21 protein-coding genes and 1 tRNA gene are annotated in these 22117 nt (G+C 66.5%); 17 read left to right on the top strand and 5 right to left on the bottom strand.

Annotated features, from left to right (window positions below):
* Window positions 1-30: 30 nt before the first annotated feature.
* Window positions 31-525: an Lrp/AsnC family transcriptional regulator gene (locus tag IE209_RS02910; RefSeq protein WP_114470365.1), complete on the top strand. Its 495-nt coding sequence runs from the start codon at window positions 31-33 to the stop codon at window positions 523-525.
* Here the strand turns inward: IE209_RS02910 and IE209_RS02905 are convergent.
* Window positions 512-1441, bottom strand: a complete 930-nt coding sequence (locus IE209_RS02905; protein WP_189685533.1) for a DMT family transporter — start codon at window positions 1439-1441, stop codon at window positions 512-514. The two genes, IE209_RS02910 and IE209_RS02905, sit on opposite strands and share 14 nt — an antisense overlap.
* 280 nt (window positions 1442-1721) lie before the next feature.
* Between IE209_RS02905 and aceA the strand changes: the two genes are divergently transcribed.
* From aceA to IE209_RS02825, 16 genes are all read left to right on the top strand, one after another.
* Window positions 1722-3053, top strand: coding sequence for an isocitrate lyase (gene aceA, locus IE209_RS02900; RefSeq protein ID WP_189685532.1), 1332 nt, complete (start codon window positions 1722-1724; stop codon window positions 3051-3053).
* Window positions 3054-3328: 275 nt separating this feature from the next.
* Complete coding sequence (gene thrS / locus IE209_RS02895) at window positions 3329-5236, top strand: threonine--tRNA ligase (RefSeq protein ID WP_189685531.1); 1908 nt, start codon at window positions 3329-3331, stop codon at window positions 5234-5236.
* Between the two features lie 98 nt (window positions 5237-5334).
* Window positions 5335-5931, top strand: a complete 597-nt coding sequence (gene infC, locus IE209_RS02890) for a translation initiation factor IF-3 (protein ID WP_145546665.1) — start codon at window positions 5335-5337, stop codon at window positions 5929-5931.
* A 152-nt stretch (window positions 5932-6083) separates the two neighbouring features.
* Entirely contained in the window at window positions 6084-6287 is a 204-nt protein-coding gene (rpmI, locus tag IE209_RS02885) for a 50S ribosomal protein L35 (protein WP_145546667.1), read from the top strand.
* Between the two features lie 27 nt (window positions 6288-6314).
* Complete coding sequence (rplT, locus tag IE209_RS02880) at window positions 6315-6674, top strand: 50S ribosomal protein L20 (RefSeq protein WP_145546669.1); 360 nt, start codon at window positions 6315-6317, stop codon at window positions 6672-6674.
* 115 nt (window positions 6675-6789) lie between these two features.
* Window positions 6790-7866 carry a phenylalanine--tRNA ligase subunit alpha gene (gene pheS, locus IE209_RS02875; RefSeq protein WP_189685530.1) on the top strand — a complete coding sequence of 359 codons (1077 nt, stop codon included), beginning with the start codon at window positions 6790-6792 and terminating at the stop codon, window positions 7864-7866.
* Between the two features lie 32 nt (window positions 7867-7898).
* Window positions 7899-10325, top strand: a complete 2427-nt coding sequence (pheT, locus tag IE209_RS02870; protein ID WP_189685529.1) for a phenylalanine--tRNA ligase subunit beta — start codon at window positions 7899-7901, stop codon at window positions 10323-10325.
* 10 nt (window positions 10326-10335) lie between these two features.
* The gene (locus IE209_RS02865) at window positions 10336-10698 is read left to right on the top strand and encodes an integration host factor subunit alpha (protein ID WP_189685528.1); all 363 of its coding nucleotides are present in this window, start codon (window positions 10336-10338) and stop codon (window positions 10696-10698) included.
* Between the two features lie 109 nt (window positions 10699-10807).
* Complete coding sequence (locus IE209_RS02860; RefSeq protein ID WP_189685527.1) at window positions 10808-11257, top strand: MerR family transcriptional regulator; 450 nt, start codon at window positions 10808-10810, stop codon at window positions 11255-11257.
* Between the two features lie 24 nt (window positions 11258-11281).
* Window positions 11282-11358 (top strand) — tRNA-Pro (locus IE209_RS02855).
* A gap of 372 nt (window positions 11359-11730) precedes the next feature.
* A complete protein-coding gene (locus IE209_RS33730) occupies window positions 11731-12618 on the top strand; it encodes a PEP-CTERM sorting domain-containing protein (protein WP_229882668.1) in 888 nt (295 codons plus the stop codon).
* Window positions 12619-12808: 190 nt separating this feature from the next.
* On the top strand, window positions 12809-13813 hold the full coding sequence (gene dusA, locus IE209_RS02845) for a tRNA dihydrouridine(20/20a) synthase DusA (protein ID WP_189685526.1): 1005 nt from the start codon (window positions 12809-12811) through the stop codon (window positions 13811-13813).
* Window positions 13814-13851: 38 nt separating this feature from the next.
* The gene (locus IE209_RS02840) at window positions 13852-14793 is read left to right on the top strand and encodes a 2-hydroxyacid dehydrogenase (protein WP_189685525.1); all 942 of its coding nucleotides are present in this window, start codon (window positions 13852-13854) and stop codon (window positions 14791-14793) included.
* 43 nt (window positions 14794-14836) lie between these two features.
* On the top strand, window positions 14837-16582 hold the full coding sequence (locus tag IE209_RS02835; RefSeq protein ID WP_189685524.1) for a dipeptidase: 1746 nt from the start codon (window positions 14837-14839) through the stop codon (window positions 16580-16582).
* Window positions 16583-16681: 99 nt separating this feature from the next.
* Complete coding sequence (locus IE209_RS02830; protein ID WP_189685523.1) at window positions 16682-17848, top strand: thiolase family protein; 1167 nt, start codon at window positions 16682-16684, stop codon at window positions 17846-17848.
* A 1-nt stretch (window position 17849) separates the two neighbouring features.
* Window positions 17850-18254 (top strand): Zn-ribbon domain-containing OB-fold protein, encoded by a 405-nt coding sequence (locus IE209_RS02825; RefSeq protein WP_189685522.1) that lies wholly within the window; start codon window positions 17850-17852, stop codon window positions 18252-18254.
* A gap of 18 nt (window positions 18255-18272) precedes the next feature.
* Here IE209_RS02825 and IE209_RS02820 read toward each other — a convergent pair whose 3' ends face one another.
* From IE209_RS02820 to IE209_RS02805, 4 genes are read right to left on the bottom strand one after another with little or no spacing between them, the layout of a single operon-like run.
* Complete coding sequence (locus IE209_RS02820) at window positions 18273-18881, bottom strand: MarC family protein (protein ID WP_189685521.1); 609 nt, start codon at window positions 18879-18881, stop codon at window positions 18273-18275.
* Complete coding sequence (locus IE209_RS02815; RefSeq protein ID WP_189685520.1) at window positions 18881-19804, bottom strand: DMT family transporter; 924 nt, start codon at window positions 19802-19804, stop codon at window positions 18881-18883. The genes IE209_RS02820 and IE209_RS02815 overlap by 1 nt, the downstream gene beginning before the upstream one ends.
* 31 nt (window positions 19805-19835) lie before the next feature.
* Window positions 19836-21272, bottom strand: a complete 1437-nt coding sequence (locus tag IE209_RS02810; protein WP_189685519.1) for a DcaP family trimeric outer membrane transporter — start codon at window positions 21270-21272, stop codon at window positions 19836-19838.
* A gap of 40 nt (window positions 21273-21312) precedes the next feature.
* The gene (locus IE209_RS02805) at window positions 21313-22101 is read right to left on the bottom strand and encodes an amino acid ABC transporter permease (protein WP_373305265.1); all 789 of its coding nucleotides are present in this window, start codon (window positions 22099-22101) and stop codon (window positions 21313-21315) included.
* Between the last annotated feature and the right edge of the window lie 16 nt (window positions 22102-22117).

Below are 22117 nucleotides of genomic sequence, written 5' to 3'. Positions count from 1 at the left end.
AACCAACTTCAGATTATTAAAGAGTTTGCGATGATCGCCGAAGCCCATGCACTCGATGCCTATGACGACAAGATCCTCGCGGAGTTGCAGCGCGATGCCCGCATGACCATGGCCGAGCTGGGCCGCAGGGTGCATCTGAGCCAGCCGGCGGTCACCGAGCGCGTGCGCAAGCTCGAGATCGCAGGGGTCATCAAGGCCTACCGCGCCGAGCTCGACCTGTCGCGTCTTGGCTACGGTATCCGTGCGCTCGTGCGGGTCGGGCGCGCCGAGTACGCGCGCGTGGTCAAGCTCATCGAGCAGACACCCGAGGTCATCAATGCCTTCAACGTGACGGGCGAGGACAGCTGGGTGCTCGAGATCGCGGTGATCGATGTGCCGCACCTGGATGCGGTCGTGAGCAAGTTCTGCGTGCTGGCGGACACCTCGACCTCCATCGTGTTGAACGCGCCACGCGAGCATGCGCCGGTGCTACCCGCGCGCCAGGAGAACGTGCGACCGGCGGCGCACCGTCTCAAAGATCGCTGACCGAGGGGCCTGGCAGCGTTGCGAGGGCCACGCCGACCAGCGCGATCGCCAGCGCCAGCAATTCGAGGGCGCCCATCCGCTCACCGAGCGCGAGCACGCCCGTCAAGGCGGCGCTGACGGGCAGCAGCACGGTGAACACGCCAGCCTGCGCCGCTGGGATGGTGCGCAGCCCGGTCATCCAGAGCCACACGGTCCAGACGCTGGCGGCCAGGGCATAGAACAGCAGCAGCGTCCACAGCCCCGCGCTGACGGCGCCGAAGTCGAACTGTGCGGCGAAGTACAGCCCGAACGGTGTGGCGAGCGCCAGGCCCCAGAGGTTGATCAGTGCGCTGATGCGCTTGGGCCCCAGGGTGCCCGTGAGCTTCTTCCCGATGACCGCGTACGCGGCCTCGCACAGCACCGCGGCGAACAGCAGCAGGTGGCCCAGCACCGCCTTTCCTTGGCTGCCGCCGCCTGGCATGTCGTGGCCTGGCTTGGCAATGGCCAACAGACCGATGCCCACCACCGCGCAGGCCACCGCTGCCCAGGTGCGGCCCGTGACGCGTTCGCGCAGCAGCAGCCAGCTGGCGACGGCCACAGCGGCCGGGATGGCCGCCATGACTACGCCTGCGGATACGGCGCTCGTCATGCTGACGCCGTAGATCATGCAGATGGAGAACAGGAAGTTGCCGAGGAAGGATTCCAGGAACACAAGGCGGCGGGTGCTGGGCTGCATCGGTGGTTCGTTGGCCGGCTTGCGCAGCCAGGGCAGCATGGCGATGGCGGCGATGCCGAAACGCAGCCATGCCAGCAACAGAACCGGGAAGGCGGCCGCCAGAGGTTTGGACAGCGCGACATAGCTGCCGACCAGGATCATGCTGGCGGCGAGGCAGGCACTCGCGACGAGGCGATGGGTGGAGGAGGTCACGAATCTCATGTAGGAGTTGGGGCGAAGAGCCGCGCATCATGGCCGATGGCCGCGACGCGGATTGCTGCACTGCATCACCAAAATGCTGTTTCACAATACGGAATATTTACCGGGCTTTCATTTGACCCACGTTTTGGGATGAAACTTTTGATTTCGTGTTGAGAAATGCATGGTTTAAGCCATTGTTTAGGAAGAGGAATTTTTTTGTCTTGTATAAGACATATGAGGTTTATCAAGTCTTATATAAGACATAGAATTTGTTCGTCCCATCAACGCTCAGGAGATTTCCATGCCCCAATCGCTCACCGAACAACTCAGCCGTGAACAGCAGATCGCCGCCCTCGAAAAGGACTGGGCGACCAATCCGCGCTGGAAGGGCGTCAAGCGTGGCTACAGCGCGGCCGACGTGGTGCGCCTGCGCGGCTCGCTGCCGATCGAGTACACGCTGGCCAAGCGCGGTGCCGACAAGCTGTGGGAGAAGATCAACGGCGGCGCCAAGAAGGGCTACGTGAACGCCTTCGGCGCGATCTCCGCCGGTCAGGCCATGCAGCAGGCCAAGGCAGGCCTGGAGGCCGTGTACCTGTCGGGCTGGCAGGTGGCCGCCGACGGCAACACCTCCGAGACCATGTACCCCGACCAGTCGTTGTACGCCTACGACTCGGTGCCGACCATGGTCCGCCGCATCAACAACACCTTCAAGCGCGCCGACGAGATCCAGTGGGGCCGTGGCATCGAGCCGGGCCACAAGGAGTTCATCGACTACTTCCTGCCCATCGTGGCCGATGCGGAAGCCGGCTTCGGCGGCGTGCTGAACGCGTTCGAACTCATGAAGAACATGATCGCGGCCGGCGCCGCGGGCGTGCACTTCGAAGACCAACTGGCCGCCGTCAAGAAGTGCGGCCACATGGGCGGCAAGGTGCTGGTCCCCACGCAGGAGGCCTGCGAGAAGCTGATCGCCGCGCGCTTCGCCGCCGACGTGATGGGCGTCTCCACCATCGTGCTGGCGCGCACCGATGCGGAAGCGGCCAACCTGATCACCTCCGACCACGACGCCAACGACAAGCCCTTCCTGACGGGCGAGCGCACGCAGGAAGGCTTCTACCGCGTCAAGAACGGTCTGGAGCAGGCCATCAGCCGCGGCGTGGCCTACGCGCCCTACGCCGATCTGGTCTGGTGCGAAACCGGCACGCCGGACCTGGGCTTCGCCCGTGAGTTCGCACAGGCCGTGCATGCCAAGAGCCCGGGCAAGCTGCTGTCGTACAACTGCTCGCCCTCGTTCAACTGGAAGAAGAACCTGGACGACAAGACGATCGCCAAGTTCCAGGACGAACTGTCCGCGCTGGGCTACAAGTACCAGTTCATCACCTTGGCCGGCATTCACGTCAACTGGTACAACACCTTCAAGTTCGCCCATGCCTATGCACGCGGCGAAGGCATGAAGCACTACGTGGAGATGGTGCAGGAGCCGGAATTCGCAGCGCGCGAGCAGGGCTACACCTTCGTCTCGCACCAGCAGGAAGTCGGCGCCGGCTACTTCGACGACGTGACCACCGTGATCCAGGGCGGCTCGTCCAGCGTCAAGGCGCTGACCGGCTCGACCGAGGAAGAACAGTTCCACTGATTGACAGAACGAGGAGACAGGGCTCCGGTGGGCAACTGCTGGGGCCTTTTTTTCATGCGGCCCGCTAGAATGCGCGCTTTGCTTCCACCAACAAGGGCGAGAAAGGCATGCTGGTTATGACACCGCGAACTACGACGGAGACCTCCACCGGCCCGTCCACTGGACCTTAGGGCCGTCCGTTCGCGCCTGCCTGCCTGCATCCCCACCAGAAAAGCGCGGACTTGTTCCGCGCTTTTTTGTTGGCGCGATCTCTCTTCCTGATGAGCATAGAACCCATGATCCACATCACGCTTCCCGACGGTTCGCAGCGCGAGTTCCCCGGCCCGGTCACGGTGGCCGAAGTCGCTGCGTCGATCGGCTCCGGCCTGGCCAAGGCGGCCTTGGCCGGCAAGATCAACGGCAAGGTCGTCGACACGAGCCACCAGATCACGGCCAACAGTCCGCTGTCCATCGTGACGGCCAAGGACGCCGATGGCCTGGAGGTGATCCGCCACTCCACGGCCCACCTGCTGGCCTATGCCGTCAAGGAGCTGTTCCCCGAGGCCCAGGTCACGATCGGTCCGGTCATCGAGAACGGCTTCTACTACGACTTCTCGTACAAGCGCCCGTTCACGCCCGAGGACCTGGTCGCCATCGAGAAGAAGATGGCCGAACTGGCCGCCAAGGACGAGCCCGTGGTGCGCCGCGTGTTGCCGCGGGACGAGGCCGTCGCGTATTTCGAGGGCCTGGGCGAGCATTACAAGGCCGAGATCATCGCGAGCATCCCGTCCAACGAAGATGTGTCGCTGTACCGCGAAGGCAAGTTCGAAGACCTGTGCCGCGGCCCGCACGTGCCCAGCACGGGCAAGCTGCGCTTCTTCAAGCTCATGAAAGTGGCCGGCGCCTACTGGCGCGGCGACCACCGCAACGAGATGCTGCAGCGCATCTACGGCACGGCCTGGGCCACGAAGGACGAGCTCCAGCAATACCTCACGATGCTGGAGGAGGCCGAGAAGCGCGATCACCGCAAGCTGGGCCGCGAGCTCGACCTGTTTCACATCGACGACCACGCTCCAGGCATGGTGTTCTGGCATCCCAAGGGCTGGACGCTGTGGCAGGAGGTCGAGCAGTACATGCGCCGCGTGTACCGCGACAACGGCTACCAGGAGGTCAAGGGGCCGCAGATCTTGGACAAGGGCCTGTGGGAGAAGACGGGCCACTGGGACAAGTACCGCGAGAACATGTTCGTCACGGAATCGGAAAAGCGCGACTACGCGCTCAAGCCGATGAACTGCCCGGGCCACATCCTGATCTTCAAGCAGGGCATCAAGAGTTACCGTGACTTGCCGCTGCGCTACGGGGAGTTCGGCAACTGCCACCGCAACGAGCCCACGGGTGGCCTGCACGGGATCATGCGCGTGCGCGGCTTCACGCAGGACGACGGCCACATCTTCTGCACCGAAGACATGATCCAGGGCGAAGTCACGGCCTTCACGACGCTGCTGCAGAAGGTCTACAAGGACTTCGGCTTCACGGAGATTCTCTACAAGCTGTCCACACGCCCCGAGAAGCGGATCGGCAGCGAAGAGAGTTGGGACAAGGCCGAGGCCGCGCTGGCCGAGGGCCTGCGCGCCTCCGGCTGCGAATTCGAGTACCTGCCGGGCGAGGGCGCCTTCTATGGCCCCAAGATCGAATACGTGCTCAAGGACGCGCTGGGCCGCCAGTGGCAGTGCGGAACGATGCAGGTCGATCCGAACCTGCCTGAACGCCTGGACGCCGATTTCGTGGGCGAGGATGGCGCGCGCCACCGACCCATCATGCTGCACCGGGCCATCGTCGGCAGCCTGGAGCGTTTCATCGGCATCCTGATCGAGCAGCACGCCGGCGCGCTGCCTGCGTGGCTCGCGCCCAAGCAAGTTTCCGTCCTCAACATCACGGACGGACAGGCCGATTACGCGCGGACTGTTGCCAAAACGCTGCTGGATCAAGGGTTTAGGGTAGAGCTTGATCTGCGCAACGAGAAGATTACCCGTAAAATACGGGAGCATTCGATGCAAAAGCTTCCTTACATCCTTGTCGTGGGTGACAAAGAGCGGGAAGCCGGTGCCGTCGCAGTGCGTGCCCGAGGCAATCTGGACCTCGGTGTGATGCCGCTACAGGACTTCCAAGCGAAGCTTGCCGCAGACATCGCTTCCAAGGCATGAATCCGGGGTCAGGCAAGACCCCTTGTTCGGTTTTGGCCGCGCGCACACGGCGGCTGTTGCTATTTTAAACATAGCGTTTGATGTTGAAGGATTGAGCCATCGCTACTGATTTTCGTGACCGTCGTCACCGCGAAGAACGCAAGCACCGCCTGAACCGGGAGATCATGGCCCCGGAGGTGCGTCTGTCCGGACCCGAGAACGAGCCCCTGGGCATCGTGAGTCTGGCCGAGGCCTTGCGCATGGCGGGCGAGCTGGACGTGGACCTCGTCGAGGTCGTCGCCGCGGCGAACCCGCCCGTCTGCCGGTTGATGGACTACGGCAAGTTCAAATACCAAGAGCAGAAGAAGGCGGCCGACGCGAAAGCCAAGCAGACGGTCATCGAGATCAAGGAAGTCAAGTTCCGTCCGGGTACGGACGACGGCGACTACAACATCAAGATGCGCAACATCCGGCGCTTTCTGGCCGATGGCGACAAATGCAAGATCACGCTGCGCTTCCGCGGCCGCGAGATTACGCACCAGGAATTGGGCATGGCGCTGTTGCAGCGCATCCGCAACGACCTGGCCGACAGCATCATCGTCGAGCAGTTTCCGAAGCTGGAAGGCCGCCAGATGATCATGATGATCGCGCCGGCGCGCAAGAAGCCGGCTGCGGCCAAGCCTGCCGCGGAAGCCGCGCCCAGCGCAGCTTCCTGAGGCAGGACGAAGAATTCAACGTCGGCGGGTTGGTCGCCTGCCGGCGCTGAACGCGAGGGCCACCAGGCCTTCGCACCAAAAGTGGCTCGGGGCCAACAAGTCCGGGATCGGTTTCCGGCGCCTCACGAGCACAACCAAGAAGGAGCAGTCACATGCCCAAAATGAAGACCAAGAGCGCGGCGAAGAAACGCTTCCGCGTTCGTCCCGGTGGCACCGTCAAGCGCGGTCAAGCCTTCAAGCGTCACATCCTGACCAAGAAGACCACCAAGAACAAGCGCCAACTGCGTGGTGCTGTGTCTGTGCACGAGACCAACATGGCCTCGATGGCGCAGATGCTGCCCGGCCGCGGCATCTGATTCTCAAGACGAACAAGGAGTAATTCAATGCCTCGCGTCAAACGTGGTGTCACCGCACGTGCACGTCACAAGAAAGTTCTGAACCTCGCCAAGGGTTTCCGCGGCCGCCGCGGCAACGTCTTCCGCATCGCCAAGCAGGCGGTGATGAAGGCGGGCCAATACGCCTACCGCGACCGTCGGACCCGCAAGCGCGTGTTCCGTCAGCTGTGGATCGCGCGTATCAACGCCGCTGCACGTGAACTGGGCCTGACCTACAGCCAGTTCGCCAATGGCCTGAAGAAGGCGTCGATCGAGATCGACCGCAAGGTGTTGGCCGACATCGCCGTGCACGACAAGGCCGCTTTTGCCGGCATCGTCGAGCAGGTCAAGGCCAAGCTGGCGGCCTGAGTGCCACGCGGGTGAGACGGCCTTCGGGCCCGGCTTCACCCACCATTGCTCAGGACCTCAGGGGCCGGGATTTCCTGCAGGAGTCTCGGCCCTTTTTCATTTGCCAAGAATTCCCATGAACGATTTGGATGCCATCGTCGCGCAGGCGCGCGAGGACTTCACCGCCGCCACCACGCCGGCCGACCTGGAGAACGCCAAGGCGCGCTTCCTGGGCAAGTCCGGTCGCCTGACCGAGCTCATGAAGGGCATGGGCGCGCTCAGCGTGGACGAGAAGAAGACGCGCGGCGCTGCCATCAACCAGGCCAAGCAGGCGATCGAAGCGGCACTGAATGCCGCACGCCAGGGCATGGCCGATGCCGAACTGGCCCTGCAGCTGAAGGCCGAGGCGCTGGACGTGACGCTGCCCGGCCGCCAGCGCGGTGCCGGTGGGCTGCATCCGGTCTCGCGCACGCTGGAGCGCATCGAGGCCATCTTCGCGAGCATGGGTTTCGACGTCGCCGACGGCCCCGAGATCGAGAGCGACTGGCACAGCTTCACCTCGCTGAACAACCCGCCCAACCATCCGGCGCGTTCCATGCAGGACACGTTCTACGTCGACATCCAGGGCGAGGACGGCATCCCCTACAACCTGCGACCGCACACCAGCCCGATGCAGGTGCGCTATGCCCACCAGCACATCCGCAAGCATGCCGCCGCCTTCGAAGCCGCCGCGGCCGATCCCAGGGGCCAGACCCGGGCGCCCGAGATCCGCGTGATCGCGCCGGGCCGCACCTACCGCGTGGACAGCGATGCCACGCACTCGCCCATGTTCCACCAGTGCGAAGGTCTGTGGCTGGGCGAGAACGTGAGCTTCAAGGACTTGAAGGTCGTGTTCACGGATTTCTGCCGCACCTTCTTCGAGAGCGATGACCTGGTGCTGCGTTTCCGCCCGAGCTTCTTCCCGTTCACCGAGCCCAGTGCCGAGATCGACATCCAGTTCCAGAGCGGCCCGCTGGCCGGCCGCTGGCTGGAAGTGGCCGGCTCCGGCCAGGTGCATCCGAACGTGGTGCGCAACATGGGGCTGGACCCCGAGCGCTACATCGGCTTTGCCTTCGGCATGGGCCCGGACCGGCTGACCATGCTGCGCTACGGCGTGAACGACCTGCGGCTGTTCTTCGACGGCGACCTGCGCTTCCTGTCGCAGTTCCAGTGATCCCGCCGCTTTCCGAATAGACGAGAACAACGATGCAATTCCCAGAGTCCTGGCTGCGCGCCTTCTGCAACCCGCCCATCGGCAGCGCCGAGCTGGCCGAAACCCTGACCATGGGCGGCCTGGAGGTCGAGGAGCGCCGCCCCGTCGCGCCGCCGTTCAGCAAGATCGTCGTCGGCGAGATCAAGGAAGCCGTCCAGCATCCGAACGCCGACCGCCTGCGCGTGTGCCAGGTCGACGTCGGCCAGCCGGAGCTGCTCAACATCGTGTGCGGCGCGCCGAATGCGCGCGTCGGCATCAAGGCGCCCTGCGCACTGGTCGGTGCCGAACTGCCGCCCGGCGAGGACGGCCAGCCCTTCCGCATCAAGCTGGGCAAGCTGCGCGGCGTCGAGAGCCAGGGCATGCTGTGCTCGGCGCGCGAGCTCCAGCTCAGCGAAGACCACGGCGGCCTGCTCGAACTGGCCGCCGACGCGCCTCTGGGGCAGGACATTCGCGTGCACCTGGGTCTGGACGACATGCTGCTGACGCTCAAGCTCACGCCCAACCTGGCGCACGGCTTGTCGGTCTACGGTGTCGCGCGCGAACTCGCGGCCTTGACCGGCAGCCCGCTCCTCGTGACCGAGCCTGTGCCCGTCGCGCCGCGCATCGACGACCGCCTGCCGGTGCAGGTCCAGGCGCCTGAGCTGTGCGGCCGTTTCTCGGGCCGCATCGTGCGCGGCGTCAACACGCGGGCCACCACGCCCGCCTGGATGGTCGAGCGCCTGGCACGCTGCGGCCAGCGCAGCGTGTCGCCGCTCGTGGACATCTCCAACTACGTGATGTTCGAGGCCGGCCAGCCCTCGCACATCTTCGACCTGGACAAGATCCATGGCGGCCTCGTGGTACGCTGGGGACGCGAGGGCGAGCAGCTCAAACTGCTCAACGGCAACACCGTGGCGCTGGATGCCAAGGTCGGCGTGATCGCCGATGCACAGGCCGTCGAGTCGCTGGCCGGCATCATGGGCGGCGACGCCACGGCCGTCTCCGACGACACGCGCAACATCTACATCGAGGCCGCGTTCTGGTGGCCCGAGGCGATACAGGGCCGCTCGCGCCGCTTCAACTTCTCCACCGACGCGGGCCACCGCTTCGAGCGTGGCGTGGACCCGAGCCGCACCGTGCAGACCATCGAGCGCATCACGCAACTCGTGCTGGAGATTTGCGGCGGCGAGGCCGGGCCCGTCGACGACCAGACGCTGCAGCTGCCCGCGCGAAAGCCCGTGCGGCTGCGCGTGGCGCGCGCTGCGCTCGTGATCGGCATGCCGCTGACGCAGGCCGACTGCGCCGATGCATTGCGTCGCCTGGCGTTCCCGGTGGAAGAGGGCGAGGGTGTGTTGACCGTGACGCCGCCGCCGCACCGCTTCGATCTGCAGATCGAGGAAGACCTGATCGAGGAGGTGGCGCGCTTGATCGGCTATGAGCGCTTGCCGACCACGCCGCCGCTGGCGCCCATCACGGCGCGCGTGCTGCCCGAATCGCGCAGCAGCCGTTTCGCCGTGCGCCGCCGCGTGGCAGCGCTGGGTTACCAGGAAACCATCAACTTCAGCTTCGTGCAGAGCGCCTGGGAGCGCGACTTGCATGGCAATGCCCATCCCATCGCGCTGCTCAATCCCATCGCCAGCCCCATGAGCGTGATGCGCTCCTCGCTGATCGGCTCGCTGCTGCAGGTGCTCAAGTTCAACCTGGACCGCCGTGCCAACCGCGTGCGCGTGTTCGAGCTCGGTCGCGTGTTCCTGCGCGATGCGACGGTGGCCACCACAGATGCCACGGTCCAAGGCATCCATCAGCCCATGCGCGTGGCGGGCCTGGCCTTCGGTGACGCCGACACGATGGACTGGTCGCGCAAAGGCCAGCGGGTCGATTTCTACGACGTCAAAGGGGATGTGGAAGCCTTGCTCGCCCCGCGGCGTGCGGTGTTCGAGGCCACCGAGCATCCGGCGCTGCATCCAGGCCGCGCGGCGCGCGTGCTGCTCGACGGCCGCGTGATCGGTGTGGTCGGTGAGCTGCACCCGCGCTGGCGCCAGTCCTGGGAGCTGCCGCACGCACCCGTGCTCTTCGAGCTGGAGCTCGATGCCGTGCAGGCGCAGCCCGTACCCGTTGCGCAGCCCGTGCCGCGTTTCCAGGACGTGGAGCGTGACATTGCCGTGGTCGTCAAGGAGTCGGTCACGCACAGCGCGCTGATGGCCGCCATCCAGTCGGCTGCCGCAGGCGGTGTACTGCGCCGTGCCGAATTGTTCGACGTCTACCGTGCCAAGCCCGGGGCGCCTGTACCCGCAGGCCTGGCAACCGACGAGAAAAGCCTGGCAGTGCGGCTGGTGTTGAACGGTGGAGATGCGACACTTGCCGAGGAACAGATCGAGTCATGCGTGCAGCGCGTTCTGGCCAGCCTGGGCGAACGTGTGGGCGCGCGGCTTCGCACTTGAGGAGGTTTGCATGCAGGCGCAGGTTGATTTCGACGAGATGAACGACGAGCGGAGAGATGCGGTGAAGATTTCCGTAGAAAGCCTGGAGACGCCTGCGTTGACCAAGGCGCAGCTGGCCGAACTGCTGTTCGAGCAGATCGGCCTGAACAAGCGCGAATCCAAGGACATGATCGATGCCTTCTTCGACCTGGTGACCACCAGTCTCGTGAACGGTACGGACGTGAAGATCTCCAGTTTCGGCAACTTCCAGATCCGGGTGAAGGCGCCGCGGCCGGGTCGCAACCCGCGCACCGGTGAGGCCATTCCGATCAAGGCGCGCCGCGTCGTGACCTTCCACGCCAGCCACAAACTCAAGGACCAGATCCAGGGCTGAAGCACGCGCATGCAAGGCGGACGCACAGGCCTTGCGGCGTCTCTGCTTGCTTGGCGCATGCCGGTCGTTGGGGTAACCTTTGCGGCCCTCGCGCAGCAGTCCCCTTTTCATGGGCAACACCCTCCCTTCGATTCCCGCCAAACGCTACTTCACCATTGGTGAAGTCGGTGACTTGTGCGGCGTCAAGCCGCATGTCCTGCGTTATTGGGAGCAGGAGTTCACCCAGTTGCGCCCCATGAAGCGCCGCGGCAACCGCCGCTACTACCAGCACCATGAAGTGCTGATGATCCGGCGCATTCGCGATCTCCTGTACGACCAGGGCTTCACGATCAGCGGGGCGCGCAACAAGCTGCAGGAGCACGGCCGACCGCCACAGGAGGATGCTGCGGATGCGGACGTTGATGCGGTGGAAGCGGATGCTCTGACGGCGGACGAGATCGAGTTCGAAGCGTTCGAGCAGATGCTGATCGGTGATGATGAGACCGGTGCGGCAGCGCGTTTGGCGCAGGTGCGGCGTGAACTTTTTGAAATTCGTTCGTTGCTCGCCGATATCCCCTGAATACTGCGCTATACTCGTGGGCTTCGGTGTGTGGCGCAGCCTGGTAGCGCACTTGCATGGGGTGCAAGGGGTCGAAGGTTCGAATCCTTTCACACCGACCAAAAATAAGAAGCAGACCAACGGGTCAGGATCCAAAAGTCCTGACCCGTTTTTCTTTGCGTGCCGCAACTTGTCGAGTCAGGACGACACTGCGAGATCGTTCGGCGCCTGTCCCATGCTCCTGTGGCAGGGCAGCGCTGCATTTGTTTTGAGAATTGAACCGATCCTGCGGCTCCTGCTGAGGAGCGCCGCACGGGCGCCCTCCATGTGCAGAGGCGCAATCGCACGAAGACGTCTTACACAAGCATGTCGTCTTGTCTTACACGTGCTTGGAGGACTTATAAGCTGGCTGGGCGAGTGTCATTGAAAAATTTCATGTTTTTCTGGTTGGCATAGGCATTGCAATTGTGTAACTTCCTGCAACAGGAGCTCACATGAAATTCCAACTACCCTTCCTCGCTGTCACTGCACTGTGCCTCTCTTCTGCCGCGGCCATCGCCGGCCCCGTCCCCTCCGGCGCCTCCGGGACGCTTGATCCGAACAATCCTTGCAACGTTGCGAACTGGAAGATCACGGGTGCGACTCCGACAGCGTCGTACTCCGGCGGCGCGATTCCGTCTGTGGGAACCCCCATCAACGCCACGAGTTGTGCGGGCGTGTTCACTGGCAACGACGGCCCCGCGCTGAGCCCCTCGCCCAACCTCGGTTACCTCAATGACGGTCTGCTCAACGGCCAGTACGGACTGCTGAGCCCGACGCAGTTCATTCAGCCCAGCCAACTGCTGCCGCTGAAGAATGCTGGCGCAGCCGTTGATCCGGGTTGGATCATGCTGGGCCAACTCGATGGCAACGCCGGTCAGTTGAACTACTCGTCGGTCACGCCCCAGGGCGGCGCGCCGTTCTCGCTGGCCAATGTGCTGAAGTACACCCAGACCCAGACCTCCGACGTCGGCGGCACGTGGACGCTGGAAGTCAGCAAGGACATCATCGCCATCTTCGAAGCGAACGACCTGTTCTCGCGCAGCAACTTCGACCATCTGGCGTTCTCGGTGAAGTCCAGCACCAGCTGGGCTGTCTATGACTTCGACTTCACGAAGATGAATGGCGCTTTCGACCTGGGCACGCCCTACACGATCACCGGCACCTGGACGATGGACACCGACTTCGAAAACAACAAGGGCAAGGACCAGGACATCTCCCACATCAGCGTCTGGGCACGTGATCCGATCACGGTTGCCGAGGTCCCGGAGCCGGCATCGCTGGCACTGATGGGCCTAGGTCTGGTCGGTCTTGCCGCGGCGCGGCGTCGCAAGCAAGCCTGATCGGCTTCCCGTCCTGACACCACCACACCCGGCTTCGGCCGGGTTTTTTCGTTGTGGGTTCGCGCCAGTTGCGGCGCACCGTGCAGCGGCGCTGGCTCTGCCGTGGCGTTCACCGCCGCCGCCACGGGGGGATGGCATCTACTGGACAATGGCGCCCGCATCGTCTGTGCCTGCCCGTTTCCGAATCCCGATGGTTGAGAAAAATCAAGCGCTCCACATCAGCGTCGCCCCGATGCTGGACTGGACCGACCGGCATTGCCGCTACTTTCACCGCCTGCTCTCGCGGCGCGCACGCCTGTACACCGAGATGGTGACGACCGGCGCGCTGCTGCATGGTGACGTCGACCGGCATTTGCGGCTGGACGCGGGCGAGCATCCTGTGGCGCTGCAACTCGGCGGCAGCGAACCGGCCGATCTGGCGCACTGCGCACGCCTGGGCGAACAGTGGGGCTACGACGAGATCAACCTGAACTGCGGCTGCCCCTCGGAGCGGGTGCAGCGCGGTGCCTTCGGCGCCTGCCTGATGGCCGAGCCGCAACTGGTGGCCGACGGCGTGAAGGCCATGGTCGATGCGGTCGGCATTCCGGTCACCGTCAAGCACCGCATCGGCATCGACCGCGGCGAAGACTACGGCTTCGTGCGCGACTTCGTCGGCACCGTCAGCCAGGCCGGTTGCACCACCTTCATCGTGCACGCGCGCAACGCCTGGCTCAAAGGCTTGTCGCCCAAGGAGAACCGCGAGATTCCGCCCTTGCGCTACGAGCTCGTGCACCAGCTCAAACGCGATTTCCCGGCGCTGACCATCGTCATCAACGGTGGGCTCAAGACGACCCCGCAGGTCGCCGCGCAGTTGGCGCTGCTGGACGGTGCCATGCTGGGCCGCGAGGCCTACCACAACCCCTGGTGGCTGGCCGAGTGGGATAGCGCCTTCTTCGGCCTGCCAGCGGATCCATTGCGCACGCGGGAATGGGTCGAGGAGGAAATGCTGCGCTACATGGAGCGCGAGGCGCGCTTGCACGGCACCCATTGGCATGCCATCGCGCGCCACATGATGGGCCTGCGCCATGGCCTGCCCGGCGCGCGGCGCTGGCGCCAGGTCTGGAGCGACCACCGCATGAAGGCGCTGGCGCCGGCCGAAGTCGCGGCGCTGGCGCACGCTCCCGTATCCTCGGCAGAGTCGGCGCACGCCGCCTGAACCATTCCACCTTCACCAACCGACCGGACCTGCCTTCCATGACCCGACCCCGCATCCTGCAGCTCGGCAAGCTGCTGCCTGCCCTCGAACAAGCCCTGGCGATCGACTACGACGTGCATCTGCTGGCCGGCGAGGCCGATCCCAAGGCCTTCCTCGCGCGCGAAGGCGCGGGTTTCGTCGGCGTGGTGACCAATGCCGCGCTGGGCATCGATGGCGCGACCATCGCCGCGCTGCCCAAGCTGAAGGTGATCTCCAGCTTCGGCGTGGGCTTCGACAAGGTCGATCTGCCGGCCGCGCGTGCGCGCGGCATCCCGGTGGGCTACACGCCCGACGTGCTGAACGACTGCGTGGCCGACACGGCCTTCGGCCTGGTCATCGATGCGGCGCGGCGCTTCACCGATTCCGACCGCTACCTGCGCCGGGGCGACTGGCTCAAAGGCCCGTACCCACTGGCTACGCGCGTGAGCGGCAAGAAGTTGGGCATCGTGGGCCTGGGCCGCATCGGCCGCGTGATCGCGCGCCGCGCCAGCGGCTTCGACATGGAGGTGCGCTACCACAACCGCCGCCCGGTCGACGGCGTGGATTTCGGCTACGAGGCCACGCTCGCGGGGCTGGCGCGCTGGGCCGACTTCCTGGTCGTGGCCGCGGCAGGCGGCGCCGAATCGCGCCACCTGATCTCGCGCGAGATCCTCGCCGCGCTGGGCTCCAAGGGCTTCCTGATCAACATCGCGCGCGGCACCGTGGTCGATCAAGAGGCGCTGATCGAGGCCCTGGAGAACAAGACCATTGCGGGCGCCGGCCTGGATGTGTACGAGGACGAGCCGCGCGTGCCCGCCCGCCTGATCGCCTGCGAGAACGCCGTGCTGCTGCCGCATCTGGCCAGCGGCACGCACGAGACGCGCAAGGCCATGGGCGACCTCGTGCTCGAGAACCTGCGCAGCTTCTTCGCCACGGGCCAGGTCAAGGTCGCCGTTCCCTGAGGCCGCGGGGCTAAGCTCGGGTGTTCGACCCGAGGAGATCCCCATGTTCCAACCCCGCTTGCGGCTGGCCGGCATCGCTGCCTTGCTGGCCATCACCGGCTGCGCCACCCCCTCCGGCCAGGCGCCTGCCGTCCCGCTCAAGAAGCCCGACCTCGACCGCATCGCGGCGCAGCAGCAGGGCCGCGTGCCGGCCAGCTTCGCGGCCTTCCTGGCCCAGGTCGCGCAAGACCAGCCGGCGCTGCGCCCGCTGGCCGAACGCCGCCAGCGCGGCGACACGCTCAGCGCCGAGGAGCTCCAGCAGACCGCGCGCCTGTTGGGCCTGCACAACCGGCTGTTGAACCAGGCCGCCGTCATCGACGCGACGGCGCGCATGGTCGCGCTGCCCACGGTGCGCGGCACGGTGCCGCCGCACGAGGACCCGCAGATCATCGCCTTCGGCCAGCTCGTGGGCCGCATGGCCGCCGACTTCGGCCTGCAATACCGCAACGTCGACAACCGCGTCTTCGAAGTCCGTCTCGCGGGCAGCGGCAGCGAGGAGTTCGGCATCCTCACGCATGCCGACGTGGTGCCGGTGGTGGCCAGCGAATGGGTGCTGGAGGACGGCACCAAACTCGATCCCTTCCAACTCACGCGGGTGGGCGGTCTGCTGTACGGCCGCGGCAGCATCGACGACAAGGGCTCGATCGCCACGGTGCTCTACGCGATGAAGGCCGTGAAAGAGAGCGGCCTGCCGCTGGCCCGCACGATCCGGCTCATGATCGACACGACGGAGGAGACCGGCGGTGACGCGATCCGCTACTACCAGCAGCACACCCAGCTGCCGCAGTACAACATCGTGCTCGACAGCCGCTACCCGGCGGTCGTGGCCGAGAAGGGAACGGGTGCCTTGCGTGCAAGCTTCACACTGGCGCCGGTGCGGCCGGCGGCTGCGGGCGCGGCCAACATCACGGCACTGGCCGGCGCGGCCTCGGCCAATGCGATCCCGCAGACCGCCACGGCGCGGCTGCAGTCGGCCGAACCGGCTGCGCTGGCGGCGCGCCTGCAGACCGCGGCCACCGCGTTCGTGGCCGCGAACCTTGCGCAAGGCAAGTTCGCGATCGAAGTCACACCGCGTGCCGATGGCGTCGACCTCAAGGTCACGGGCGCCTCGGCCCATGGCTCGCGGCCCGAGGAGGGCGTGAACCCGCTGCCGCGCCTGGCGCTGTTCCTGCAAGGCGCGGGCGTGCCGCTGGTGGACAACGGCTACGCCCAGGCCACGCGCTACATCGCCGACCTGTTCGGCCTGGACTACCTGGGCAACAAGATGGGCCTGGCCTATGCCGACAGCTTCATGGGACCGTTGACGGCCTCGCCCACGCTGGTGCGCGAGACCGCGGGCAAGATCGAGGTCACGGCCAATGTGCGCATGCCGCGCGGCAACACGCCCGAGGCGCTGAGCGCTGCCACGCAGGCCAAGGTGCGCGCCTGGGGCGCGGCCAACGGCATCGCGGTGGAGGTGGCGCACACCCAGGGCAACTGGATGGCGCGCGACCCCAAGGGCGCCTGGCTGGCCACGCTGCTCAACATCTTCGGCGACACCACGGGCCTGCCCGCCGCGCCCGTGTCCACGGCCGGCAGCACCACGGCCAAGCAGATGCCCAACGCGATCAACTTCGGCCCCGCCATGCCGGGCAAGAAGTACACGGCCCACAACGCCAACGAGTTCAAGGAGATCGCCGACCTGGACGCCGACATACAGATGTTCACCGAGATGCTGGTGCGCATCGGCAACCTGCAGCAGATGCAATAAGAGGGAGGCGGCGCATGTCCCGGCCGAGACGGCCGGACCGCGGCGCCGCTGCGAAGATCCTGCGCCGTAACAAAGCCAGACCCAGGGAGAAGACAAGCCATGAGCATCAAACGGCAGGCCTGCATCGTCGGCGCCTACGAACACCCCACGCGCAAGGCGCCCGACAAGACCGTGGCCCAGCTGCATGCCGAAGTGGCGCGCGGCGCACTGCTGGACGCCGGCCTCACGATCAACGATGTCGATGGCTACTTCTGCGCCGGCGACGCGCCTGGCCTGGGCGCGCTGAACATCGCCGACCACATCGGCCTGCATCCGCGCCATGTGGACTCGACCGACATGGGCGGCTCCTCCTACCTGGCGCACGTAGGCCATGCCGCGCAGGCCATCGCGGCCCGCAAGTGCAACGTGGCGCTGATCACGCTGGCCGGCCGGCCGCGCTCGGAGGCCTCCAGCGGCACGCAGCCGCGCAACTGGGGCCCCAACCTGCCGGACCAGCCCTTCGAGGCACCGTTCGGCCCGGTCACGGTCAACATGTACGCCATGGTGGCCATGCGCCACATGCACGACTGGGGCACGACGGCCGAGCAGCTGGCCTGGATCAAGGTCGCGATGTCGCACCATGCCCAGCACAACCCGCACGCCATGCTGCAGGGCGTGGTCACGGTCGAGGACGTCGTCAATTCGCCCATGATCTCCGACCCGCTGCACAAGCTCGATTGCTGCGTGGTCAGTGACGGCGGCGGCGCCCTCGTGGTCACGCGGCCCGAGATCGCGCGCAGCTTGAAGCGCCCCATCGTCAACGTGCTCGGCGCGGGCGAGGCACTCAAGGGCCAGGAGGGCGGCAACATCGACCTGTCGTACTCCGGCGCGGTCTGGTCCGGCCCGCGTGCCTTCGAAGAGGCGGGCGTGAAGCCGGCCGACATCCAGTACGCCTCGATCTACGACAGCTTCACCATCACCGTGCTCATGCAGCTGGAAGACCTGGGCTTTTGCAAGCGCGGCGAGGGCGGCCGCTTCGTGGCCGACGGCAACCTGATCGCGGGCACCGGCAAGCTGCCCGTCAACACCGATGGCGGCGGCCTGTGCAACAACCACCCGGCCAACCGCGGCGGCATCACCAAGGTCATCGAGGCCGTGCGCCAGCTGCGCGGCGAAGCGCACCCTGCCGTGCAGGTCAAGAACTGCGGGCTCGCGCTCGCGCAGGGCACGGGCGGCCTGCTCGGCTCGCGCCACGGCAGCGCCACCTTGATCATGGAAAGGGCTTGAGATGAGCACGCTTGCACAAGACCGCAGCTGGCCCGCGCCGGTCGTCTACCCCGACAACGCCGATTTCTGGGCCGGCACCGCGCGCGGCCAGCTGCTGGTGCGCCACTGCGAGGAATGCGGCAAGCCGCACTGGTACCCGCGCACGCAGTGCCCGTTCTGCATGTCCGACCGCACGGCCTTCAAGCCCTCGGCCGGCAAGGGCGCCATCTACAGCTTCAGCGTGTGCCGCCGCGTCGGCCCGGTGCCGTTCGCGATCGCCTACGTACGGCTGGACGAAGGCGTGACCATGATGACCAACATCGTCGATTGCGACCTCGACGCACTGGCCATCGGCCAGCGCGTGGAGCTGGTGTTCAAGGCGGCCGAAGGCGGCGCCATGCTGCCGATGTTCCGCCCGGCGGGCTGATCCGGCCCACGCCGCGCCTCAGCCATGGGGCGCGGCGGCGATCACCTGCTGCACGCCCGAGATCAGCATCTCGACAGCCATGGCGGCCAGCAGCAGGCCCATGAAGCGTTCCAGCGCCACCAGCCCGGACGGCCCCAGCCGCCGCGACAGCACCTGGGCCGAGGCCAGCACGGCCCAGACCACCACCATGGCCAGGACGATGGCCGCCGTCCACGACCAGGCCCGGTCCGGCTGGCGCGAGGCGAGCAGCACCACGGTGGCCAGCGCCGACGGTCCCGCCAGCAGCGGAATGGCCAGCGGCACCAGCAGCGGCTCGCCCTCGGGCTCCGCGCTGGCCACGGTCACGCCCATGCTGGGAAAGGCCATGCCCAGCGCGATCAGGAACAGGATCACGCCACCCGCGATCTCCAGCGCCACCTGGCTCAAGCGCATGGCCTTGAGCAGTGCGTCGCCGCCCAGCATGAACAGCAGCAGCATGAGGGTGGCGATGGCGCATTCGCGCGTGATCACCCACAACCGGCGCTGCCGCGGCACGTCCTTGAGCAGGCTCAACACCACCGGCACGTTGCCCAGCGGGTCGGCGACGATGAGCAGCACGATGAAGGCCGAGACGAAGTCGTGTTCCATCAGGCACTCCGCATCCTGCCGGTCCATTGCGAGACCATCACTCCCAGCACGATGACGGCGGCACCCAGCAGCGCGCGGCCGGACATCAGCTCGTGGATGTAGTAGACGGCCGTAAGCGCGGCGAACACCGGCTCCAGGCTGTACATCAGGGCCGCCTCCACCGCCCGCACCCGGGCCTGGCCCCAGGCCTGCAGCCAGACCATGCCGGCGCTGGCCACCAGGCCCAGGTAGAGCAGGGGCCAGGCATGCGCCTGGACGCGCGCTGGCAGCGTCGCCAGCGCCGTGCCCGGCTGCACGCACATTGCGGCAAAGCCCAGGCCCAGCATGGCCAGCGACTGCAGCGCCGCCAGCCGCTCCGGCCGGCAGTGCTGGCCCGCCCGCGCCATGGCCTTGCCGCATTGCTCCAAGGCCAGCACATAGACGGCATAGCAGAACGCGCTGGCCAGCGTCAGCGTATCGCCCAGGCCCCAGGGCGCGGCCTCGTAGAACATGGCCGACATGCCGAATACCGACAGGGTGGCGCCGGCCAGCACGGGCCAGCCCAGCCGCTGTCCCAGCACGCTGGCCAGGATGGGCACCAGCACCACGTTCAGGCCGGTGATGAAGGCATTGCGGTTGCTGCTCGTGAGTGCCAGGCCGCTGACCTGCAAGGCCGTGGCCACGAACATCACGAGGCCCATCCAGCCGCCCCAGCGCAGCTCCGGGCCGCGGATGCCGCGCAAGAAGGGCCACAGCACGGCCGAGGCCACGGCAAAGCGCAGTGTGATGATCTCCACGGCCTGCAGCTCGCCGGTCATGGCCTTCATGGCGGGGAACGTCGTGCCCCAGACCACGGTCACGAGCAGCAGCGCCGCCAGGCCCCAGCGGTGCGGCGAGCCGGCCAGTGCCAGGCCCTCCGCCAGCTCAGGCGACGGGCGCGCCATGGTTCTGCCCGGGGGCGTCGCGCCGCATGCGTCAGTTGAAGGTGTAGCGGGCCAGCATGTTCAGGCGCGACAGGTCGCCCTTCTCGCCCGTCAGCGTCTTGCGCTGGCCCAGGATGTACTCCAGGCCCAGGTCCACGTTCTTCACCGGGTTGTAGATCAGGCCCGCGTGCAGCTGGTACATGCTGCGGTTGATGCCGTAGCGCCCCGAGCCCAGGCCGTTGGCCAGCGCGAAGTCGGTGTAGGCATTGTCGAAGTTGCGTTGCCAGCCGCCCACGAAGTTGAAACGCAGGATGTCGCTGGCCTTGTACTGGTAGCCCACCACCAGGCCGCCCACGCGTTCGGTCAGGATCTTGTTGCGGGCTTCGTCGAGGAAGGCGCCCTCGATATAGTTGAAGTAGCGGCCGATGCCCTCGCCGTAGGTCGCACCCAGGCTCAGCGCGTCCTGTCCGCCACGCAGCTTGATCAGCGTGGTGGCCGCCAGGCCGTAGCCGCGCTTGGAGGCGTGCACGCTGTCGTTGACGACCTTGATCTGCTGCGTCATGGCGCGGATGCTGGCGGCGCCCCAGTCGAAGGCCTTGTCCCAGCGCAGCACCACGTCGGGCGCGGTGGACAGGCCGTCCTTCACGACGGCGCCCGTCGCGTCGTAGGCATAGCTGTCCGGGTTCTCCAGGGCCACGGTCCAGTTGCCCGTGTCCGGCGTGCTGTAGGTGTAGCGGATCAGGCCCTGGCGCATGGAAGTCGACCCGATCGGGCCGTTGAAATCCACCGTCTCGGGTGCGTTGTCCACGTCCATGAAGGTCGACCAGGTCTGCCCGATCGTGAAGCCCGCGAAGCTGCCGTAGGCATGGCGCAGCCGCAGCCCGTAGGAGTTGGTGGCCATCTGCGTCAGGATGCTCTCGACGCTTTCGCCGGCGGCGCTGTTGCCCAGGCGCGGGTCGTTGTTGAAGTCGCCCTCGACCTTGATGCCCAGCGGCCCGTAGGCGGTGGGTGTGGACGATTCGATGCCCAGGCGCGAGGTGCGCGCGTGGACCAGGGTCTGGTTCTTGCGCGCGGTCGAGCCGTTCAGGGGCACGTAGGGCAGGAAGCTCGCGTAGTCGTTGCCGGAGTTGTCGCCCTTGAAGTCGTGGATCGCGTTGAGCTCGGCATAGCCGTAGATCTTCAGCGAGGTGTCGGAGCCCGGCAGCCGGAAGCTGCCCGGGATGTCGCCGGCCACCACCGCATCCTTCTGCCGCAGCTCGATGGCGCCCAGGCGCTCGTTCAGCGCCTCGCCGGCGCTGGCCGATGCGGCCGGCACGGCGGCAGGTGCCGGTGCTGCGGCCTTCTGCGCCTTGATCTCGTTGAGCTCGTTGCGCAGCCGCATGACTTCGTTGCGCAGTTCCTCGAAGTCCTTGGCCGACTGCGCCGCGGCGGGCAGGCAGACGGCAGCGGCGGCGGCCAGGCTGGCCAGGGTCTTGGTGCTTGTCTTCATGGCGATGCCTTTTTTTGGGGGAGGAAGCGGGGGAGATGGCTCATGGCCTGCGCCCTTCCACGTCGTAGCGGTGCTCCAGTGCACCGGCCAGTTGTGTGAGCACAGTGGTCAAGGCCAGGTACACCAGCGCCGTGGTGACCAGGGTCGGAAGCGGCTCGAACGTGACGGCTTGCAGGCGGTTGCCCACGTTGGTCAGTTCCACCACGCCGATCGCGTAGGCCAGCGACGAGTCCTTGAGCAGCGACACGATGTTGTTGGCCAGCGAGGGCAGCGCGATCTTGATGGCCTGGGGAAACACGACGCCCGCGAAGCTGCTCCAGGCCGACATCCCCAGCGACTGCGCCGCCTGCACCTGGCCCCTGGGCACGGCCTGCAGGCCCGCGCGGATCGCCTCGGCGTTGTAGGCCCCCACGTTGAACGCCAGCGCGATGCAGGCCGAGGCGAAGTCGCTGACCTTGAAGGCCGGCACCAGCGCGGGCAGCGCGAAGTAGACGAACAGCACCTGCACCAGCAGCGGCGTGCCGCGCACCACCCAGATGTACAGCGCGGCCAGCCAGCGCAGCGGCGGCAGCGGCGAGAGCTTGGCCAGCGCCGCCAGCAGGCCCAGCATGACTCCGGCAGCGCCGGCGACCAGCGTCAGCTGCACGGTGGTCCAGGTGCCGTCGGCGAAGGCCTGCGCGTTGGGGCCGATTGGGTCCGGCGCCCAGGCCAGCATGCGCGCCATCAGCCACAGCAGCAGCACCAGCGCGGCGCTGGCCACCAGCATGGTGGCATTGCTGCGCGCAGGCCGGCTCCAGCTGGCGGGCCAGCCAGGCAGTGTCCAGCTCAAGGGGTGTCTCCCCAGG

Source organism: Pseudorhodoferax aquiterrae, assembly GCF_014652235.1.
GTDB lineage: Bacteria > Pseudomonadota > Gammaproteobacteria > Burkholderiales > Burkholderiaceae_C > Pseudorhodoferax > Pseudorhodoferax aquiterrae.
The sequence above is the reverse complement of the archived record's forward strand: the minus strand, read 5'-3'. Positions and strand labels throughout refer to the sequence as shown.

Coding starts and splice junctions, on each gene's coding strand:
- IE209_RS33730 (WP_229882668.1), top strand. CDS start 11,731: ATGAAATTCCAACTACCCTTCCTCGCTGTCACTGCACTGTGCCTCTCT.
- IE209_RS02820 (WP_189685521.1), bottom strand. CDS start 18,881: ATGGAACACGACTTCGTCTCGGCCTTCATCGTGCTGCTCATCGTCGCC.
- IE209_RS02905 (WP_189685533.1), bottom strand. CDS start 1,441: ATGAGATTCGTGACCTCCTCCACCCATCGCCTCGTCGCGAGTGCCTGC.
- IE209_RS02810 (WP_189685519.1), bottom strand. CDS start 21,272: ATGAAGACAAGCACCAAGACCCTGGCCAGCCTGGCCGCCGCCGCTGCC.
- dusA (WP_189685526.1), top strand. CDS start 12,809: ATGGTTGAGAAAAATCAAGCGCTCCACATCAGCGTCGCCCCGATGCTG.
- aceA (WP_189685532.1), top strand. CDS start 1,722: ATGCCCCAATCGCTCACCGAACAACTCAGCCGTGAACAGCAGATCGCC.
- rplT (WP_145546669.1), top strand. CDS start 6,315: ATGCCTCGCGTCAAACGTGGTGTCACCGCACGTGCACGTCACAAGAAA.
- IE209_RS02825 (WP_189685522.1), top strand. CDS start 17,850: ATGAGCACGCTTGCACAAGACCGCAGCTGGCCCGCGCCGGTCGTCTAC.
- pheT (WP_189685529.1), top strand. CDS start 7,899: ATGCAATTCCCAGAGTCCTGGCTGCGCGCCTTCTGCAACCCGCCCATC.
- IE209_RS02840 (WP_189685525.1), top strand. CDS start 13,852: ATGACCCGACCCCGCATCCTGCAGCTCGGCAAGCTGCTGCCTGCCCTC.
- IE209_RS02830 (WP_189685523.1), top strand. CDS start 16,682: ATGAGCATCAAACGGCAGGCCTGCATCGTCGGCGCCTACGAACACCCC.
- IE209_RS02815 (WP_189685520.1), bottom strand. CDS start 19,804: ATGGCGCGCCCGTCGCCTGAGCTGGCGGAGGGCCTGGCACTGGCCGGC.
- IE209_RS02860 (WP_189685527.1), top strand. CDS start 10,808: ATGGGCAACACCCTCCCTTCGATTCCCGCCAAACGCTACTTCACCATT.
- IE209_RS02865 (WP_189685528.1), top strand. CDS start 10,336: ATGCAGGCGCAGGTTGATTTCGACGAGATGAACGACGAGCGGAGAGAT.
- IE209_RS02835 (WP_189685524.1), top strand. CDS start 14,837: ATGTTCCAACCCCGCTTGCGGCTGGCCGGCATCGCTGCCTTGCTGGCC.
- IE209_RS02910 (WP_114470365.1), top strand. CDS start 31: ATGATCGCCGAAGCCCATGCACTCGATGCCTATGACGACAAGATCCTC.
- rpmI (WP_145546667.1), top strand. CDS start 6,084: ATGCCCAAAATGAAGACCAAGAGCGCGGCGAAGAAACGCTTCCGCGTT.
- thrS (WP_189685531.1), top strand. CDS start 3,329: ATGATCCACATCACGCTTCCCGACGGTTCGCAGCGCGAGTTCCCCGGC.
- pheS (WP_189685530.1), top strand. CDS start 6,790: ATGAACGATTTGGATGCCATCGTCGCGCAGGCGCGCGAGGACTTCACC.